Source organism: Vibrio sp. D401a, assembly GCF_030248515.1.
In the GTDB taxonomy this organism is placed as follows: domain Bacteria; phylum Pseudomonadota; class Gammaproteobacteria; order Enterobacterales; family Vibrionaceae; genus Vibrio; species Vibrio rotiferianus.
Map to the genome: position 1 here is coordinate 35365 of NZ_JAHGAI010000018.1, position 17706 is coordinate 53070.

The window sequence follows — 17706 nt, forward strand, 5'->3', positions numbered from 1 at the left end:
ATTGATTCATCTGCCAGCCTCCATTAATATCACTCGGACATTTTTGGAGGCTTTTTAATGCGCTTTACTACATTGAGTCTGATTTTTGCAGGCTTGCTCACTGGCTGTGTATCTAACACACCAACAACTCCTAACGTTACTGAAAATAACGTATCCAGTTTCTATGACTACCAACTTCATGATCCATCCGGTGAAGTTATCTCCGTCAATCAACTGCCCTCTGAACTACAGCAAGCTGACGTAATTTTAATTGGTGAATGGCATACACATGCAGGTGTCCACCGATTTCAGACCGACATGCTAAAGCAGTTATCTTCTGCTAACCGCCCCCTTGCTCTTTCAATGGAACAGGTCACACGCGACAAGCAAGTAATCTTGGATTCGTACCTAAACGGCGAAATCGGCGAGCAGTACTTCATGAAGCAAAGTAATGCTTGGCCAAATTACGAAAGTGACTACCGCCCATTGGTGGAGCTTGCTAAGCAAGCGGAGATTCCTGTGATCGCATCAAATGCGCCAAAAGACATTGTGCGTTGTATTGGACGCCAAGGTATCGACTACCTAGATAAGCTCGATTCTGACGAGCGCAGTTTTGTTGCAAATGAAGTCAACACCGCAAACAGCCCATACAAAGAAAAGTTCATGGCATCCATGCACCATGGCAAGCCAGAACAGACCGAGAAGCAATACGCAGCTCAGGTTACATGGGACGAGACCATGGCGGAGTCCATCGTAAAATACTTAGAAAAACACCCAGGGGCTCAAGTGGTTCATGTTGCGGGTAAATTCCACACCGAAGGTGGTTTAGGCACAGCAACATCTATCTTGAATCGCAACCCAAATTTAAACGTCGCAGTTATTACGCCTACTGCGGACATTACGTCTGATGGTTCTGATTACCAACTTGAGGTCCTTGATCCACCAGTACGCTACGTACAAGACGCGAATCGTATGGCGGCGTACAAACACCTCACGAAACGAAACAACGACCTTCAATGTAAGTAATCCGAAATACCTTACAATCGATAAAGAAAAATAGGTCTGCTTTTTGCTTTAATTTCTGGGTATAAACCAGAGGCGGCAAAAGCAGACCTATTTTTTGTTTGATTGATTCAAGAATTATCCATTGCCGCCGATATAGAAATAACTGCTTTTTACCTGCACTCATAGAAGGAGTGCTGTTGTTCGAAGGGGTAACAGATGAATCCAGTAGGAAGCAACTCGGTCAATGCATATTCCAGTCAGCCAGCTAAGATACAAGCTAACAAAGTTGCTGGTAGTGATGATGCGCCTAAACCATTGCAAATAGAGAAAAATAAGGTGACCTTGTCTGATGAAGGCAAAGCCTTGTTAGCCGCGCTGCAAGACATCGACCAAAATGGCCACGAAGTCAAAGCTGAAAACAAAACCGTGGGAGACAAAGTTGAGTCATTCGCCCATGGTGCGTTAGGCATGGATCATCCGGATAAGATTAAAGAAGAAGAGGATGACTCTTACTCTGCGGGTCAATACCTTTCAGCAGCACTCACCGTTGGTGGAATCATCTTAGCGCTTGTTTAGCTTTTTTGGATAATGCTTAAAATCCACCCAAAAATCAAAAGATTAAACAAGAGTTTCTTTCGTTACGACAAGTAACCTCATTTGAACGCGTTTTTTGTCCAAGTCCATAATGGTCAACGATTCATTATTGGACGATGGACTATGAAAAAGGCTTTTCAATCTTGCCCTTCTTCAACTCAATTTTTCCATTTTCCTATTAAGTACGGTCGATAAGTTCGCGCCCGACGAATCCCAAATTTCACTGAATTATCTCGATTATGCTGCTGCGTAAGGCGAGTTCTGTTTGCTGTTCATCATTTGTCTTTAGAAGGGCAAGAGGAGTTGCCACTCTATTCAGACAACATGGTAAGAGCAAAACTGGCCAAACTTGGTTCAGAAAAGGCTTCCATGCCTTCCTCAATCGAGTTTGCTCATCGTGGCCCAAAGTACTGCTTACGCGGTGTAACTTTAGCTCATGACTTTCAACTCCTAAACGTAATTCAAAGCTCACTTCGGTGAGCTTTTTTTATTGTCACCCTAGAACATCGCAATGACTTTCATATGAATCTTTTATTACTGTAGTATTTCCTTCATCAATCCTTGTTGTAATGCCAGCGCTTTTATAAATAAGGAATATACAATGAAGCACTTAGTGACCCCAATCGTAACCGCAATGGCGGCTTCGACGCTCTCTTTCAATGCCCTATCGGCAGAAATCAAAAACGTTATCTTGATGATTGGTGACGGCATGGGCCCTCAACAAGTTGGTCTGCTAGAAACCTACGCGAACCACGCACCAAACTCAATTTACCAAGGTGAAACCACCGCGCTCTATAAACTCGCCCAAGAAGGTGTTATCGGCTCCTCTTTGACAAACCCTGAAGACGCCATTGTTGTAGATTCAGCCTGTTCTGCGACCATGCTTGCGACGGGTATCCCCACCGCTTCTGAAGTGATTGGTATCGATAGCCAAGGCAACCATGTCGAAACTATTTTGGAAAAAGCAAAATCAAAAGGTAAGGCAACGGGCTTAGTATCGGATACCCGAATGACGCACGCCACTCCCGCGGCTTTTGCCTCGCACCAGCCTCATCGCTCACTTGAGAACAACATTGCGGTCGACATGCTAGAAACTGGCGTTGATGTGATGCTTTCTGGTGGCCTTCGTCACTGGATTCCAAAATCAACCAACGACAAAGGCGATACCTACAAGCAACTTGAGAAGCTCACTCAAGGTGATGTTTACCTAAAATCGAAGCGCAAAGATGAACGTAACTTACTCACCGAAGCGCAGCAGCAGGGTTACAGCTTAGCATTCAACCGCAACATGCTTGAGAAAGCCAAAGGCGACAAAGTACTCGGCCTATTTGCTTACTCAGGAATGAATGATGGCATTGCCTACAGCCAGAGTAAAAATGATCCAAAACGAAGCCAACCTTCTCTCAAAGAGATGACCGAGAAGGCGTTAGATGTACTTTCAAAAGACAAAGACGGCTTCTTCTTGATGGTAGAAGGCGGACAAATTGACTGGGCAGGTCACAGCAACGATGCTGGCACCATGCTGCATGAGTTGATCAAGTTCGATGAAGCTGTAAATTCCGTTTATGAATGGGCAAAAAACCGTGAGGATACGCTAGTGATCGTCACCGCTGACCATGAAACCGGTTCTTTTGGTTTTAGCTACTCTTCAGCCAATCTTCCTAAGCCTGAAAAGCGTAGTGGCGAAGCCTTCGCGAAGCGTGATTACGCACCAAACTTCAACTTTGGTCAGTTTGATATTCTCGATGGCCTCTACAATCAAAAGCAAAGCTACTACGGCATGATCAGCGAGTTCCAAAAACTTGATAAAGCGCAGCAAACCCCTGAAAAGCTGGCTGACATTGTGAACGCCAGCAGCGATTTCTCTATTACTCCAGAGCAAGCAGAACGCGTACTAGCAAGTCAACCTAACCCGTACCGCTTAGCTAGCCATAAGTACTTGAAAGAAGAAACTGTCCCAGCCATTAACGACTTTGATGCATTTTTCCCATACAACGACAGGGGTAACTTGCTAGCTCGTGAACAAGCCACTAAACAAAATACCGTTTGGGGAACAGGCACACACACGCATACACCAGTCAATGTGTTCGCTTGGGGACCAGCGGGTACCATTCTGCCAGTATCGAAGATAATGCATCACTCACAACTTGGTGAATACCTTATCCAGCAAATCAAATAATCCATGCTCCGCACTGACTACATTGGTGCACTTCCACGCCCTCCTTTGAGGGCGTTTTTTGTATTCAAAACGGTTGACGCTTCGCTTCTCAAGCTCCAATATCTTCGGTTCATTTGTAAAACGAACAACATCACATGTGCGAAATATTTGCTAAACAACCCCAAGAAAATTATCAGTTTATCACCCGCTCTATCCGCATTGATGGCCATGCCACCAGCGTAAAACTAGAATCGAGCTTTTGGTTGATTCTTGAAGAGATTGCTTCCGCGCAAGAGATGACGGTGCCTAAGTTCATCAGTACTGTTTACCAAGAAGCGTTAAAGCACAATGGTGAGGTCAACAATTTCGCTTCCCTGCTACGTTGTGCTTGCCTTACTTACGCACGCCAACCTCAAGCAACGATTGAAAGCGCGCTCAGCGAACTTAACTAAGTCCCTATTTGATTGTCGTACTTGAGTACTACCTATTGTTCCCGAAAAATGACTAGTCTGGGCGCACTAATAAGGAGTACTCATGACAAAAATGATTCATACCATGATCCGCGTAAGCGATCTCGAGCGTTCTCTTAAGTTTTACAGCAATGCACTTGAGCTAGAAATCAAAGACCAATATATCTTCGACGGGTTTTCTCTTACCTATTTGGCCAACCCAGAAACGGGCTTCGAACTCGAACTTACCCACAACCATGATCAGAGCGAGCCGTATACTCATGGTACTGGTTACGGCCACCTCGCTGTCAGTGTCGAAGATATCGAGGCCGCCCATCAACGCCTAAAGAACTTAGACATAGAGGCGAGCGACATTAAAGCGTTTGATCACCAACAAAAGCACCTAGCGACATTCTTCTTTATTACCGATCCAGACGGCTACAAGATTGAGTTCTTGCAACGTCAAGGTCGTTACCTATAAAAACGAAATCTTTCATAACGACAAAGAAGTGAACACGACAATGATTCATTTAACGGCTGCATTTCATGCTAAAACAGACTCTATTTCGCAACTCAAGCAAGCGCTAAAAGGCATGCTAGAACCTACTCGTAATGAGCCGGGTTGCCTGCGTTACCAACTGTTCCAAGATAAAAACGACCCAAGCCAGTTCTTGTTTCAAGAGCAGTTTGCAGACCAAACCGCGTTTGACTCACATTGCAACACGGCGCACTTTCAAGCCCTATTGAAGGAGATTGAAGACTTACTGGTTAGCGAGCCTAAAGTGACTTTCTTCGACCAGATCTAAATCTCGACAGCAATACCAAGAAAAACGCCAATAAAAAGGCGCTCATTGAGCGCCTTTGTTGTTATCTGTTAAAGAGGAGGTGTCTACGACTCTTTCTTTTCCACCATGTGTAAGTGTACGTCTTGTTGCGGGAATGGAATCGAAATGCCTTCACGATCGAAGCGCAGTTTCACTTCCTTGGTTACATCCCAATATACATCCCAGTAATCATCGGTTTTCACCCAAGGACGAACAATGAAATCAACTGAAGATGTATTTAAGGTGTGTACCTTGATATTGGGTTCAGGTGAACGAAGTACCGAAGGGTGCGACGTAACAATATCATTTAGCACTTCTTCTGCTTTGAGCAGATCATCGGCATAGCCGATACCAAAAATCATATCAACACGACGAATGCGCTCATGGGTGACGTTTTTGATCACATCTCCCCAAATTTTGCTATTTGGTACGATAATGATTTGGTTGTCGAAGGTACGAATTGTGGTGTTCACTAAGCTCATATGGCTTACCTTTCCATCTACCCCACCAGCATAAACAAAATCGCCAACATCAAACGGACGGTAAATAAGTAACATCATACCCGCCGCAAAGTTCGACAACGTATCTTGCAGCGCAAAACCGATAATCACACCCGCGATACCAAAACCCGTCAAAATTGGCGCTAGGTTGAGACCTATTTGAGATAAGCCGACCATGATACCAATCACCCAAACGGCTTTACCTGACATTGAGATAAAGAAGTCTTGCATTAGGTGAGAGAGTTTTAAGTTTTTCGAAGCAACGGTTTTACTCACCACTTTGCGAGTTAGCTTGGCTAAGGCACGGGCAATAATGAGAATTAACGCAAATACGAACAGCTGGAAGATATGTTGAGGCGCATTATCAGCTAGCCAATCTACCGCTGAGTTTGACCAGTGGCTCACGATGGAGAGCACCACTTTGGTGTTGAGTAGATCGTGGGTAATGCTCCCCGTCACTTCGAAAATCTGACGCTTATATTCAGAGGTTTCTAAACCAACTTTATCACCAATGGAAATCAGTTTTCGCAAGCTGTCCGTTGCAATACCAAGTCTCTGCTTAAGTATTAATTGGCTTAGTTGTAGCGATGCCTTCTCTGATTCAGGGCTTGAAGACAACTGAGAGGCAATGACACCACTTTGTTGATTCAAGTATTCAATCGAAGCCGAAAGTATGCGCATTCGCTTATCGACTCCTTCTTTAAGCTCCAATTCTGCATCTTGATCTTGGATATTGAGCTTTTTCAACCAAGTCAGGTTTTGCCAGCTCGAGTCATAGCTTGCATCAAGATATTGCTGCAACTCTCGATAGCTATTGATCAAAGAGAGTTTGTCTTCATCCTTAGCCTTATTGATTTCCACCAAAAGTGTTTTGATTTTCTCATCTAAATAAGCAGTCGCACCTACAGAGTACTTCTCTTGCGTTCTCACTAACTCAAGCAGTTTGCTATGAGGAATCGATTCATGGTCGATGGCAGTTGCTAATCGGCTTCTTAATTCTTCGTTTTTCTGGAAAAGCTGCAGTTGTAGTGCATCGCGCTCATCACCACTCGCTTGTTTCAGGGTTTCAGACAAATCGATAATGTCTGTGTTGATGCGATCAATCGCTTGCTCCGCAGCAGAAACCTTTGGGACTTCTGCTTCACTCTCTGTTGCCTGCGCAATAAAAGTGCTCAGAGAAGCCATGACTATTGTCAATATAAATAACAAGGAAGCGAAACGCACCTTAAGGGGAGATAGAAACGCCATTATTACCTCATTCGAAAACGTGATTCCGTTCTTAGAGTCCAATTTTGACTCAAAGAGACTCAAACACCTGAAATTATAGTTCTTAAGTTTACAACACGGCTTTAAATGTCGAACAGCATTTCGTTACTCATATGTCAAAGTTCATAGCACGGCTTCAAAATATTCCCCATCCCACTTAAATAGAATGAACTATGATTTAGTCGTATCCGTGTAACTTCAACTTATGTAAGGGAGAATTATGGGTGTTCTATCGTGGATTATTCTTGGCTTGATTGCAGGCGCGTTAGCAAAATGGCTAATGCCCGGTAAGGATGGTGGTGGATGGATTGCAACCATGCTACTCGGTATCGCTGGTGCATTCGTGGGCGGTTTTTTAGGAAGCTTTGTCGGACTTGGTGGCGCAAATGGGATCAATATCGGCAGTATCATCACAGCGACACTGGGGGCTTTCGTCCTGCTGTTTGTCTATAACCGTTTCTTGAGAAACTAAGCTCCTTTTTCTCTTGCCCATAGCGAACAAGCCTCCCATATACTTGAGAGGCTTGGTTAAATTTGGTTACGAACGATTAGGGTGGTTCAAAATATGGTCTTCCCAGTCCACCACATCAATCTCGTAAACGACTTTGTTGCGTACACTCTCACCAGCCGCATGCATAGCTGACTTAGAACCCGTAATCAAAGGGTGCCATTCTGGCAACGATTGCTTCTCTGCGAGCAGACGGTATGCACAGGTATGAGGTAACCATGTGAAATCATCAATGTCTTCACGCGTGAGCTTGGTACACTCTTCACCTGATGTGAAACGGTTCGGATAGTCTTTACAAGAACAGGTTTTACTGTTCAACCAACTACACGCAACGTTGGTATAGTAGATTTCGTCAGTATCTTCATCCATTAGCTTGTGCAAGCAGCACTTACCACAACCATCACAGAGAGATTCCCATTCTTCTTCTGTCATGTGCTCTAACGATTTACTTTGCCAAAATGGAGTGCTCATACGCTTACTACTTATGTTTTGAATGGGAATGAATAGGGTGCGTTTTATACTCCTCTAGCGGCAAAAGTTCAAGTTTTGCTAACTACTCAAAGATAAGGCAAACAGGTAACCAGCTGATTTTAATCATTAACATAAAGGACAGTTCAATTAGATGAAGGGAATTTAGTTGGAATGCTTCCAATCTGGCGAGAAATGTCCATAATGCCCCCTTATTTTTTACGAGGGCTTATAAATGGAATGTCGATTGGGCTGCGGGGCGTGTTGTATCGCACCAAGTATCTCTTCTCCGATTCCTGGCATGCCAAAGGGCAAACCAGCTGGAGAGCGCTGTATTCAATTGAATGATGACAACCTATGTAAGCTTTTCGGAAAACCTGAACGCCCAAAAGTTTGCCACGACTTTAAACCTTGCCCGGTCGTGTGTGGCAAAACCAATCAAGAAGCGATCAATAATATTACAGAGCTCGAGCTACTGACTTAATCGTTGCTGCCCAGCTCTCGAAGGTAAAGGTAAATCGTATCGCGTGAAATACCGAGATGATTTGCCACCATCAATACCGCATCTTTGTACTTGAAAATGCCTAAGCCCTGTAAACGCGTCACCAGCTCTCGGTTACGTTTTGAAGGTGAAATCGCCTCGTTAGCCCACACTTCCGACTGCACTGTCTCAATGGTGCTGATGATGGTTTCATCGATATTACGTGCGAACGTTTCCGGCGAACGAGCATTCCCCGAACAACAATCATTTTGCTGAACCGGCATAATCGACCTTAAGAAATCCTGCATCGGTACGTCCATATCCACGTTAATGCACAGCAAACCAATTGGCTTGTTTTTTGGGTTGCGGACAATAGTGGTGATTGAATGCAGAGTCTTGCCACTCGCCGTTTTGGTTACGTACGAATCCGAAACGTCGTTGCCTTCAAGTAGTTTCATTCTTGCTAAGTTGGTAATCGGTGCACCTTCTCCACGTTCAGTAACATGGCCATTGGCAATTTTGATGATTTCCGGTGCTTCCGCATCAAGACTGTGAAGGACGACTTCGGTATGCTCACCGTACATGCGAGCAATACCATCTACGACGTTCTTCATTGAATTCAAAATATCTAAGTCACTTTTGGTGAGTTTCTTAAGTTGCAATGTTACTTCCCTTAGCAAAAACGTTGAGGCTAGGCCGACATAATATCGATTATAGATTTGTCAGTATATGGCATACCAAGTCTAACCATTGAACCTACATTTCTTATCGTTTGTTCAACTTCATCGCCTACTATACCTTGATTCTTCACGCTGTGGTTACCCATCGCCATCAAATATGAGCGTACCGCGGTGGTAGAGGAAGTGCAGACTTTCATCGCGCAGGATGATTTCGCCCCATCACATACCATGCCCGAACTGTCGCTAATTACGTTCTGAATCGCATAACATGACTGTTCAAACGAGCCGCCTGCCAAATACACTAACGCCATGGATGCCGCCGCGCTGGTTACAGTGTTGCCACAGAAAGCAGACAATGGTGGGTAGTAGGATTTGATATAAATCGCGCCAAGATGACTCATTATCAATGCGCGTGCTAGCTGCTCTTCACTGCTTTGGAACGCTTCTGCAGCAATAACGACAGGAACCGTTGCTGCGATACCTTGGTTTCCACTGCCAAAGTTGCTCATAGCAGGCAGTGTCGCACCACCCATTCGAGCATCGGATGCCGCAGACGTCATCATCTGAATTCGGCTCATCAAATCATTGCCAAGCAAACCTTGATCGATGTTGCCTTTCAGCGTTCTTCCTATCTCCAAACCGTAACCGCGATCGATCCCTTCTTGCGCCAAAGAACTATTTAACTCCGCCGCTTTTAGAATAAATTTGATGTCTTCAAAAGGCGCTTGAAGTGCAAATTCGTAGATTTGTTTAATCGAGATATCGACGCCTTCGCAAATCGATCCTGTTGCAACACGCTGTTGCTGAGGTGCATCAAACGTCACTTCACCGTTACGAGTAATCTGAATAATGTTGGTATGTCCGCCACTGATCGTCACTGAAACGACTTCATCCCCAGCTGTCATAGTCACGCTGCAAAAGATAAATTCTTGTGTGTCGATACGTGCAACACTAACACGCTCTTGATCGATCAGTTGCTGGGCGGCAGTTACGTCGTCTTGATTAATTTTGGCAAGAACCTCAAGTTCTGCATTAGGATCTCCTGCCAACGCACCAACTGACGCAGCGATCTTAAGACCAATTTTCCCGGTTCCGGGAACATAAACTCCCATCGAGTTTTTAAATAAATTGTCAGAGACACGAACTTCAATCCTGTCTGGGGTCTGGCTTCCAAGCTCACGCTTTGCAACTGCTGCCGCATATGCAGCAGCAATGGGTTCTGTACATCCGAGCGCAGGTTTTACGACTTGCTTAATGATTTGGATATATTGGTTCCATTGCTGATTCATGCTTTTTTCTCCGTATTACTTCTTGCAAGCAATCGCTTCAACTTCAATCAACACACCTAGCGGAAGATCTTTCACCGCAAAGCAGCTGCGTGCAGGGCAATCTTTATTGAAAAACTCTGCATACACTTTATTGAATTCAGCAAAATCACTGATGTTTGCTAGGTAGCAAGTTGTTTTTAAAACAGTATCAATACTACCGCCACCCGCTTCTAAGACGTGTTTCAAGTTCGTCAAAGATTGATGGCTCTGAGCAGTAATGCCGCCCTCAACCACTTTGCCTATCGCGCTATCAACAGGAAGCTGACCAGAAGTAAAAATCAAGTCACCATAAGCGGTACCGTGTGAATAAGGGCCAATAGCGGCTGGAGCGTGCTCTGAAGCGATCAATTCTTTCATGTTAATCCTCACATAATTTTTAGTTTTAATCTAAAAGCTCTTAAGTAAGCTGTCATTTCAAAGCTATTCTTTCAACTAAATGCGAATACAACAACTACCTCAGATCACATAAATCGATCTTTTTTCAGATTTTATTGAGTATTTTTGTCGAGATCTCAAATTCATCTGAATTTTCCACAAAAAAATTGTTGCTAAAGTTTTTCTCAAATAGATTTGAGAAAAATTCATACAAACAAAGAGAAAACGACAATGAGCGTTACTGTTCCTACACAAACTCTTCCAATAACAAATGAACCGCCTCACGTTAAAGCTGGCATGACGGCAGAAGAATGGAGAGCCGCAACTAAGTTTGATAGCACCGACTGGGGTTGGGTTATCATGAGTATCGGTATGGCTATCGGTGCAGGTATTGTGTTCCTCCCCGTTAAGGTTGGCGTGCTTGGCCTATGGGTGTTCCTAGCCTCTGCAGTAATTGGCTACCCTGCAATGTATCTATTCCAACGCCTCTTCATCAATACCTTATCCACTTCACCAAAATGCCAAGATTACGCAGGTGTCATCTCCGGTTACCTAGGTAATAAATGGGGAGCATTATTAGGCATGCTCTACTTCATCATGTTGGTGATCTGGGTATTTGTCTATTCCACTGCGATCAACAACGATTCAGCTTCCTTCCTACATAGTTTTGGCGTAACCAAAGGGCTATTGTCAGAAAATCCGCTGTACGGTCTAGCTTTGGTTTGTGCTTTGGTAGCCATCGCTTCTCGTGGTGAGAAGATCCTATTCAAAGTCAGTACAGGATTGGTATTAATCAAATTGTGTACTGTTGCATTGCTTGGCTTCATGATGATTGAGAAGTGGGATTTAGCAAACGTGGGTAGCGTACCAACAGCAGGTGCTGGCTTGAAAGATGCCATAGAGCTATTGCCGTTCACGCTCACTTCTATCTTGTTCATTCAAAGCTTAAGCCCAATGGTGATCTCTTACCGTTCTAAAGAGAAGTCGATTGAAGTTGCACGCTTCAAAGCAATGCGCGCGATGAAGCTTGCCTTCGGTATTTTGTTTGTCACCGTGTTCTTCTACGCAATTTCATTTACCTTAGCAATGTCTCATGAACAGGCAGTCAAAGCAGCAGAAGAAAACATCTCAGCCTTGGCGATGGTAGCTCAGGGGATGGACGGCACAACTCTGAAACTTCTAAGCCTAATGCTCAATATCTTCTCAGTGATGACTGCATTCTTCGGCGTATACCTTGGTTTCCGTGATTCTTGCCAAGGCTTAGCCATGCTCGCTCTTAAGAAGGTCATGCCAGAAGAGCAAATCAACAAGGAGCTTGTGACAAAAGGCATTATCTTATTCGCGATATTGATGGCATGGGGTGCTATAGTTCTGAATTTACCTGTGCTGAGCTTTACTTCAGTATGTAGCCCTATCTTTGGTCTGATTGGTTGTTTGATCCCAGCTTACCTAGTGTATCAAGTGCCTTCTCTGCATAAATACAAAGGTGCTTCTTTATACCTAATCATTGCTACAGGCATTTTGCTGTGTATCTCACCGTTTATCGCTTTTAGTTAATCCATCCTCTCGCCTCGGTTATCATTTATCTAAGTGGTAGCCGAGGTTTTCGTCTTTATTTTTCCCCTCTCCGTTCGCGACAATTCTGTTTCATACCTGAGACGAGTTTACCCAAATCTCGCAATCTGCTTAATTTCCGAGTGCTAGCTCACACTTTTCTGACAATTCTCAACTATGTTCAGCGGGTAATCTCAATCCGCATAGGAAACAATATGAATAAATACATAGCAGAGGTGTTTGGTACTTTTTGGTTAGTACTTGGTGGTTGTGGCAGTGCTGTACTGGCTGCTGGCTTTCCAGACGTGGGCATTGGCCTATTAGGTGTTTCTTTTGCTTTCGGTTTGACCGTTCTTACCATGGCATTTGCTATCGGCCATATCTCTGGCTGTCACCTAAACCCAGCTGTGACTGTCGGTTTATGGGCTGGCGGCCGTTTCGACACTAAAGACGTTGTACCTTATATCATTGCTCAAGTTGTCGGTGGTGTGATTGCAGGTGGCGTGCTTTATGTTATCGCGACCGGCCAAGCAGGATTTGAGGTTGTTGGTTCGGGCTTCGCTTCAAACGGCTACGGTGAACATTCTCCAGGTCAATACTCAATGATGGCGGCACTTGTGACTGAAGTGGTGATGACGATGATGTTCCTTATCGTAATCATGGGCGCGACAGACAAACGCGCACCGCAAGGCTTTGCACCTATCGCGATCGGTCTGTGTTTGACTCTTATCCACCTAATCAGTATTCCTGTGACTAACACTTCGGTTAACCCAGCACGCAGTACTGGTGTTGCGGTGTTTGTTGGTGACTGGGCTGTGTCTCAGCTATGGCTCTTCTGGGTAGCACCAATCGTGGGCGGTATTCTAGGTGCGCTTATCTACAAGAATCTTCTAGGTAAAGAATCAAACGATTAAGTAGTTCGCAAACCGCAAGATCAAAAAAGCCGCTGAATTCAGCGGCTTTTTTATTAAATCTTGTGTCGCCCCAGAAGGGAGTGTGACAAGGTTGTCCCGTCCACGAGCTCAAGCTCGCCACCGACTGGTACACCGTGGGCAATGCGGCTTGCATCAACTTGATGTTCTTTACACAGCTCTGCGATGTAATGTGCTGTTGCTTCCCCCTCCACCGTTGGGTTGGTGGCGAGAATCACTTCAGAAACATCACCTCGACGGAGACGGTAATCCAACACATCAAGGCCAATATCACTTGGGCCAATACCATCTAGGGGTGATAAGTGCCCCATCAGCACAAAGTACCGACCGGAGTATTGACCAGTGGCTTCTACTGCTGCAATGTCTGCTGGGCTTTCTACTACACAAATTTGACCGTTTTCTTGGCGTTTTGGGTTAGTACAGATATGGCAGACTTCTTCTTCAGTAAAAGTACGGCACTCAGTGCAATGACCAATTTCTGTCATGGACTGACTCAGCGCGTCTGCCAGTTGCAAACCGCCTTTTCTATCACGCTGTAACAAATGAAAGGCCATACGTTGCGCCGACTTGGGGCCAACCCCAGGTAGACAACGTAAGGCCTCCATCAATTGTTCCAGCATATGACTGGTACGCATTAAAAATCCGCTTAATTAAGATTCAGCAGATTAGAATGGCATCTTCATACCTGGTGGTAGTTGCATACCGCCAGTTACAGAAGCCATTTTCTCTTTTTGAGTCTCTTCAACGCGACGTGCTGCATCGTTGAATGCTGCAGCAATAAGATCTTCTAGCATCTCTTTGTCGTCTTCCATCAGACTTTCGTCAATGTCTACACGACGCACACTGTGGCTGCCAGTGATTGTAACTTTAACTAGACCAGCACCAGACTCGCCAGTTACTTCCATATTCGCGATTTCTTCTTGAAGCTTTTGCATGCGATCTTGCATTTGCTGGGCTTGCTTCATTAGGTTGCCCATACCGCCTTTACCAAACATGTTTATCTCTCTGGTTTAATTAGGTGTTGCATCTGTTAATGGGGTTATCACATTACGTTTTCAACCCCATTCCGTTCAATTTTTAGATAGGACGAACACTATCTTTATCAAGCTCTGCTGCAAATCGACGTTCGATGAACTGAACATGTGGATCGTTCTCTAAGCTGTTCAGAGCTTGTTGTAATTTTTCTTGGTAGAGCCTGTCTCTCAACTCAAGCGGCGTCTCACCGTTTTCGCCGACTCCGATGCTCAGGTGACACTCTTCTCCCAACACATTGTTCAGTGCGCTCAGAAGCTCACTTTGCGCTCTGTCGGTATTCAAGTGTGCCTGACTGCCTCTTAATTGTAGCGAAACTGTCGAGCCTTCTTTGTTGAAATGCGAGTTTAATGCCAATTGTTCCACTAATTTTGGGGTATTCATTTGGCTAATTAAGTTCGCCCATTCGCTTTTCTCTAGCGATTCATCAACAAGCTTCTGAGCCATCTCTGGCGTCTTTTCATGCTCTAGCGCTTGCTTGAGCTGCGTAGGTGTCAACTGCGTATTGGCTTTCTTTTCAACCGGTTTGGTTGGACGCCAACGGTACGCTTCATCCTCTGGTGCTTGTTTTTCAGCTTGAGGAGCAGATTTGGGCGACACCTGCGCGGAATTGCCATGCAATTGCGCTAGACGGTCAATAACCGATTCTTTTTGTGCAGATGTCGCGTTAGACTTTTTTGGACCACCAGTTTGATTTGGTGCTTGCTGCTGCCCTTGACGTTGCGAACGCAATTGATGACGCAAACCACTCAAGTTACCACGAGCTGGGGCTGGAGCACTTTCTTGTGGCTGAGCCTGTTGAGGAGCTTGCTGCGTTGGTGCAGGGTTCTCACCCACTGGCGGAGCCATATCATATTGTGGTGGTACCATGTCGTAGCCACCCTGATACTCAGGCTGGTACTGTGGCGCTTCGTTCATCGCACTTGGGTTGTGCGCCGCAGGCTGGCTCATTGGCTGAGATACAGCTTGTTGTTGCGGCGCCGATGTCATTGGGCGGCTTTGCGTTTGCTGCACGGGCGCTTGAGACACGGATGCTTGCTGGTGCGATGGTGGCTGTTGAGATGACTGCTGCGGAGCCGCTTTTGGCTGACTTGTACTCGCAGCTGGCGCGACTTGTGGCTGTGATGATGTAGAAATCACGTTTGCGCCATTACTCGCTGCTGGGCGGAATGCCATCATACGCAATACAATCATTTCCATGCCGACGCGACCATTTGGTGACAACGTCAGATCTTCACGCCCTTTTAAAGCAATTTGGTAGTAAAGCTGAACATCTTGCGGCGTTAGAGCTTTACTTAATAATTCGATTTTTTCTGCATCAGGTTGCGCCTGATCCAAGGTCGATGGCAGAGCTTGGTACATCGCGACACGATGAAGCTGCGATGCCAGTTGTTGTAACAATCCATCCCACTCCACACCATTCGATGCAAGTTGCTGGATTTTATCCATCGCCTGTTGAGGTTGCTTACTGCTGATCGACTCAAGTAAGTGAATCGCTTGGTCAGTATCAATTGTCCCAAGCATGTGACTCACGATATCGGTTTGAATTGTACCGTTACCTAGAGCAATCGCTTGGTCAGTTAAGCTCAATGCATCACGCATACTGCCATCTGCAGCGTGCGAGATCATGCCAAGTGCTCTTGCTTCTGCAGAGACTTGTTCTTTTTCCAGAATATGGTCAAGTTGTTGATGAATGTCATCAACACTGATTGGCTTAAGGTGGAACTGTAAACAGCGTGACAGAATCGTCACAGGCAGTTTTTGTGGATCCGTGGTCGCCAACAAGAACTTCACATACTCAGGCGGCTCTTCCAACGTTTTTAACAGTGCATTGAAAGAGTGACGCGAAAGCATGTGTACCTCATCGATGAGGTACACTTTAAAACGTCCGCGAGCGGGTTTGTATTGAACGTTATCTAACAGTTCACGAGTGTCTTCAACTTTAGTACGAGAAGCTGCGTCAATCTCTAATAGGTCAACAAAACGACCTTCATCAATCTCACGACAAGTATCACACTCACCACAAGGGTTAGCAGTAATACCTGTCTCACAGTTCAGGCCCTTAGCAAACAGTCGGCCAATCGACGTTTTACCAACGCCTCGAGTGCCGCTAAATAAGTACGCATGGTGTAAGCGATTTTGCGCTAACGCGTTCTCTAAAGCCGTCAGAACATGGTTCTGGCCTACGACTTGGTCAAACTTGTTAGGACGCCATTTTCGCGCTAAAGCTAAATAACTCATTGAATGTATTAGTGTCCTTCAAACTCGCAAATGCTGTATACGTTCAGGCCTAGACCTTCTAGACGCTTATCACCACCGATTTCTGGCAGGTTGATAACGAATGCAGCATGCTCTAACTCACCGCCTAGTTGGCGGATAAGCTTCGTTGTTGCTTCAATTGTGCCGCCAGTTGCTAGCAGATCGTCAACAACCAATACTTTATCGCCTTCTACGATTGCATCAGTATGAATTTCTAGCGTATCGACACCATATTCAAGCTCATATGATTGAGCAACCGTCGGGCGAGGAAGCTTGCCAGGCTTACGCACAGGAACAAAACCCACGCCTAACTCTAGCGCTAAAGGTGCGCCGAATAGGAAACCACGAGCTTCTGTACCCACAACTTTAGTAAAGCCCATGTCTTTGTAACGCTCAACCAATAGGTTAATCGTTGCTTGGTACGCTGTTGCGTCCTCAAGAAGGCTAGTTACGTCGCGGAAAAGGATACCTGGTTTTGGGTAGTCTTGGATGCTTTTGATGCTAGATTTGATCAGTGAAATTGTTTCTGTAGTCATAATACCGGTTTACTTAGATTGGCTCATCACCCTCTGTTCTAATCACAATATTATGAGGGCAATCAACAATAGGTTTTCACCACCATGTGCTTTTTTAAAAAATCACAGGCGCTGAAAATACAAACGCCCACTCGAAGAGCGGGCACACTATTCCCTACAATCTTAGTGATTTTCTTCTCTGTCAGCAACAAGCTCAGTCACAGGTAGACGCATAAACCAACTGAGTAAAACGATTAGCATCACTAAAAGCGCAATTTTTACCCAGATGAAGGGCGCAACCAGAATTGATACGGTAAAACTCAATACGATAAACAACGCACCACGTTGCTTAACTTTTCGAGTTACCGCTCTATGTTTGTGCCAGTTCTCTAACATCGGCCCAAAAGTTTTATGCTCGTGTAGCCAACGATGAAATGTCGGGCTACCACGTAAAAAGCAGGCACTCGCTAAAAGGATAAAAGGTGTGGTCGGGAGCAAAGGAAGAACGATACCTGCAATGCCAAGTATCATGCAGAGTCCACCTGCAATATTGAAAAAGTAACGCTTAATACGAATGGTGGACTCCAATAAACTATCTTTTAATTAAAAGCCTGCGTAACCGTTCATTACGCGAAGCCAGGTTAACGTTGCAGGTAGAGTTGGGATCAAAAGGACTGCAATAAAACCTAAAAAGTAAAAAACATTATAAGGCTCTTTAAATTCTTTGTCTGCCATGGGCTTCTTCTCACTAGTTGACTTTACTTCTCCCAAACGCACCGCGTTAAATTAACGTTGCACA

21 protein-coding genes are annotated in these 17706 nt (G+C 45.0%); 10 read left to right on the forward strand and 11 right to left on the reverse strand.

The features are described 5' to 3' along the window. The first annotated feature begins 57 nt into the window (after positions 1-57). The 6 genes from KIV41_RS08530 to KIV41_RS08555 all read left to right on the forward strand — a co-directional run bounded on the left by KIV41_RS08530 (position 58) and on the right by KIV41_RS08555 (position 4991). A complete protein-coding gene (locus KIV41_RS08530) occupies positions 58-1005 on the forward strand; it encodes a ChaN family lipoprotein (protein WP_285336083.1) in 948 nt (315 codons plus the stop codon). Between the two features lie 195 nt (positions 1006-1200). Beyond that, positions 1201-1560 carry a hypothetical protein gene (locus tag KIV41_RS08535; RefSeq protein ID WP_045393540.1) on the forward strand — a complete coding sequence of 120 codons (360 nt, stop codon included), beginning with the start codon at positions 1201-1203 and terminating at the stop codon, positions 1558-1560. Between the two features lie 619 nt (positions 1561-2179). Beyond that, a complete protein-coding gene (locus tag KIV41_RS08540) occupies positions 2180-3757 on the forward strand; it encodes an alkaline phosphatase (RefSeq protein ID WP_252040937.1) in 1578 nt (525 codons plus the stop codon). 134 nt (positions 3758-3891) lie between these two features. Beyond that, positions 3892-4188, forward strand: a complete 297-nt coding sequence (locus tag KIV41_RS08545; RefSeq protein WP_045393533.1) for a ribbon-helix-helix domain-containing protein — start codon at positions 3892-3894, stop codon at positions 4186-4188. Between the two features lie 82 nt (positions 4189-4270). Then, entirely contained in the window at positions 4271-4666 is a 396-nt protein-coding gene (locus tag KIV41_RS08550) for a VOC family protein (protein WP_010449489.1), read from the forward strand. Between the two features lie 40 nt (positions 4667-4706). After that, a complete protein-coding gene (locus KIV41_RS08555) occupies positions 4707-4991 on the forward strand; it encodes a putative quinol monooxygenase (RefSeq protein ID WP_285336084.1) in 285 nt (94 codons plus the stop codon). Positions 4992-5074: 83 nt separating this feature from the next. Here KIV41_RS08555 and KIV41_RS08560 read toward each other — a convergent pair whose 3' ends face one another. Then, a complete protein-coding gene (locus KIV41_RS08560; RefSeq protein WP_045393526.1) occupies positions 5075-6757 on the reverse strand; it encodes a mechanosensitive ion channel family protein in 1683 nt (560 codons plus the stop codon). A gap of 238 nt (positions 6758-6995) precedes the next feature. Between KIV41_RS08560 and KIV41_RS08565 the strand changes: the two genes are divergently transcribed. Further along, positions 6996-7247, forward strand: coding sequence for a GlsB/YeaQ/YmgE family stress response membrane protein (locus KIV41_RS08565; RefSeq protein ID WP_285336085.1), 252 nt, complete (start codon positions 6996-6998; stop codon positions 7245-7247). A gap of 66 nt (positions 7248-7313) precedes the next feature. On the opposite strand, the gene KIV41_RS08570 is transcribed toward KIV41_RS08565, so the two are convergent. Continuing rightward, entirely contained in the window at positions 7314-7754 is a 441-nt protein-coding gene (locus KIV41_RS08570; RefSeq protein WP_010449494.1) for a YcgN family cysteine cluster protein, read from the reverse strand. Between the two features lie 232 nt (positions 7755-7986). Here KIV41_RS08570 and KIV41_RS08575 point away from each other — a divergent pair, with 232 nt between their 5' ends. Continuing rightward, a complete protein-coding gene (locus tag KIV41_RS08575) occupies positions 7987-8235 on the forward strand; it encodes a YkgJ family cysteine cluster protein (RefSeq protein ID WP_010449496.1) in 249 nt (82 codons plus the stop codon). Here KIV41_RS08575 and KIV41_RS08580 read toward each other — a convergent pair. From KIV41_RS08580 to KIV41_RS08590, 3 genes are read right to left on the reverse strand one after another with little or no spacing between them, the layout of a single operon-like run. Next, positions 8232-8894 (reverse strand): transcriptional regulator, encoded by a 663-nt coding sequence (locus KIV41_RS08580; protein ID WP_010449497.1) that lies wholly within the window; start codon positions 8892-8894, stop codon positions 8232-8234. The genes KIV41_RS08575 and KIV41_RS08580 overlap by 4 nt on opposite strands. A gap of 29 nt (positions 8895-8923) precedes the next feature. Beyond that, a complete protein-coding gene (locus KIV41_RS08585) occupies positions 8924-10201 on the reverse strand; it encodes a serine dehydratase subunit alpha family protein (protein ID WP_038884278.1) in 1278 nt (425 codons plus the stop codon). Between the two features lie 15 nt (positions 10202-10216). Next, the gene (locus KIV41_RS08590; protein ID WP_171359248.1) at positions 10217-10597 is read right to left on the reverse strand and encodes a RidA family protein; all 381 of its coding nucleotides are present in this window, start codon (positions 10595-10597) and stop codon (positions 10217-10219) included. Positions 10598-10912: 315 nt separating this feature from the next. Here KIV41_RS08590 and KIV41_RS08595 point away from each other — a divergent pair, with 315 nt between their 5' ends. Further along, entirely contained in the window at positions 10913-12172 is a 1260-nt protein-coding gene (locus KIV41_RS08595; protein WP_010449500.1) for an aromatic amino acid transport family protein, read from the forward strand. Between the two features lie 212 nt (positions 12173-12384). Continuing rightward, positions 12385-13083, forward strand: coding sequence for an aquaporin Z (gene aqpZ / locus KIV41_RS08600; RefSeq protein ID WP_285336086.1), 699 nt, complete (start codon positions 12385-12387; stop codon positions 13081-13083). Positions 13084-13136: 53 nt separating this feature from the next. Here the strand turns inward: aqpZ and recR are convergent, their stop codons facing one another. The 6 genes from recR to KIV41_RS08630 all read right to left on the reverse strand — a co-directional run bounded on the left by recR (position 13137) and on the right by KIV41_RS08630 (position 17642). Further along, on the reverse strand, positions 13137-13736 hold the full coding sequence (gene recR, locus KIV41_RS08605) for a recombination mediator RecR (RefSeq protein WP_010449502.1): 600 nt from the start codon (positions 13734-13736) through the stop codon (positions 13137-13139). Between the two features lie 30 nt (positions 13737-13766). Further along, on the reverse strand, positions 13767-14096 hold the full coding sequence (locus KIV41_RS08610) for a YbaB/EbfC family nucleoid-associated protein (protein WP_005380618.1): 330 nt from the start codon (positions 14094-14096) through the stop codon (positions 13767-13769). Positions 14097-14178: 82 nt separating this feature from the next. After that, positions 14179-16374 carry a DNA polymerase III subunit gamma/tau gene (gene dnaX / locus KIV41_RS08615; RefSeq protein ID WP_285336087.1) on the reverse strand — a complete coding sequence of 732 codons (2196 nt, stop codon included), beginning with the start codon at positions 16372-16374 and terminating at the stop codon, positions 14179-14181. Between the two features lie 8 nt (positions 16375-16382). After that, the gene (apt, locus tag KIV41_RS08620; RefSeq protein ID WP_045385826.1) at positions 16383-16928 is read right to left on the reverse strand and encodes an adenine phosphoribosyltransferase; all 546 of its coding nucleotides are present in this window, start codon (positions 16926-16928) and stop codon (positions 16383-16385) included. Positions 16929-17090: 162 nt separating this feature from the next. Beyond that, a complete protein-coding gene (locus tag KIV41_RS08625; RefSeq protein WP_156145158.1) occupies positions 17091-17495 on the reverse strand; it encodes a YbaN family protein in 405 nt (134 codons plus the stop codon). Between the two features lie 15 nt (positions 17496-17510). Continuing rightward, positions 17511-17642, reverse strand: coding sequence for a hypothetical protein (locus KIV41_RS08630; RefSeq protein WP_010449509.1), 132 nt, complete (start codon positions 17640-17642; stop codon positions 17511-17513). Between the last annotated feature and the right edge of the window lie 64 nt (positions 17643-17706).

Coding starts and splice junctions, on each gene's coding strand:
- KIV41_RS08530 (WP_285336083.1), top strand. CDS start 58: ATGCGCTTTACTACATTGAGTCTGATTTTTGCAGGCTTGCTCACTGGC.
- KIV41_RS08535 (WP_045393540.1), top strand. CDS start 1,201: ATGAATCCAGTAGGAAGCAACTCGGTCAATGCATATTCCAGTCAGCCA.
- KIV41_RS08540 (WP_252040937.1), top strand. CDS start 2,180: ATGAAGCACTTAGTGACCCCAATCGTAACCGCAATGGCGGCTTCGACG.
- KIV41_RS08545 (WP_045393533.1), top strand. CDS start 3,892: ATGTGCGAAATATTTGCTAAACAACCCCAAGAAAATTATCAGTTTATC.
- KIV41_RS08550 (WP_010449489.1), top strand. CDS start 4,271: ATGACAAAAATGATTCATACCATGATCCGCGTAAGCGATCTCGAGCGT.
- KIV41_RS08555 (WP_285336084.1), top strand. CDS start 4,707: ATGATTCATTTAACGGCTGCATTTCATGCTAAAACAGACTCTATTTCG.
- KIV41_RS08560 (WP_045393526.1), bottom strand. CDS start 6,757: ATGGCGTTTCTATCTCCCCTTAAGGTGCGTTTCGCTTCCTTGTTATTT.
- KIV41_RS08565 (WP_285336085.1), top strand. CDS start 6,996: ATGGGTGTTCTATCGTGGATTATTCTTGGCTTGATTGCAGGCGCGTTA.
- KIV41_RS08570 (WP_010449494.1), bottom strand. CDS start 7,754: ATGAGCACTCCATTTTGGCAAAGTAAATCGTTAGAGCACATGACAGAA.
- KIV41_RS08575 (WP_010449496.1), top strand. CDS start 7,987: ATGGAATGTCGATTGGGCTGCGGGGCGTGTTGTATCGCACCAAGTATC.
- KIV41_RS08585 (WP_038884278.1), bottom strand. CDS start 10,201: ATGAATCAGCAATGGAACCAATATATCCAAATCATTAAGCAAGTCGTA.
- KIV41_RS08590 (WP_171359248.1), bottom strand. CDS start 10,597: ATGAAAGAATTGATCGCTTCAGAGCACGCTCCAGCCGCTATTGGCCCT.
- KIV41_RS08595 (WP_010449500.1), top strand. CDS start 10,913: ATGACGGCAGAAGAATGGAGAGCCGCAACTAAGTTTGATAGCACCGAC.
- aqpZ (WP_285336086.1), top strand. CDS start 12,385: ATGAATAAATACATAGCAGAGGTGTTTGGTACTTTTTGGTTAGTACTT.
- recR (WP_010449502.1), bottom strand. CDS start 13,736: ATGCGTACCAGTCATATGCTGGAACAATTGATGGAGGCCTTACGTTGT.
- KIV41_RS08610 (WP_005380618.1), bottom strand. CDS start 14,096: ATGTTTGGTAAAGGCGGTATGGGCAACCTAATGAAGCAAGCCCAGCAA.
- dnaX (WP_285336087.1), bottom strand. CDS start 16,374: ATGAGTTATTTAGCTTTAGCGCGAAAATGGCGTCCTAACAAGTTTGAC.
- apt (WP_045385826.1), bottom strand. CDS start 16,928: ATGACTACAGAAACAATTTCACTGATCAAATCTAGCATCAAAAGCATC.
- KIV41_RS08630 (WP_010449509.1), bottom strand. CDS start 17,642: ATGGCAGACAAAGAATTTAAAGAGCCTTATAATGTTTTTTACTTTTTA.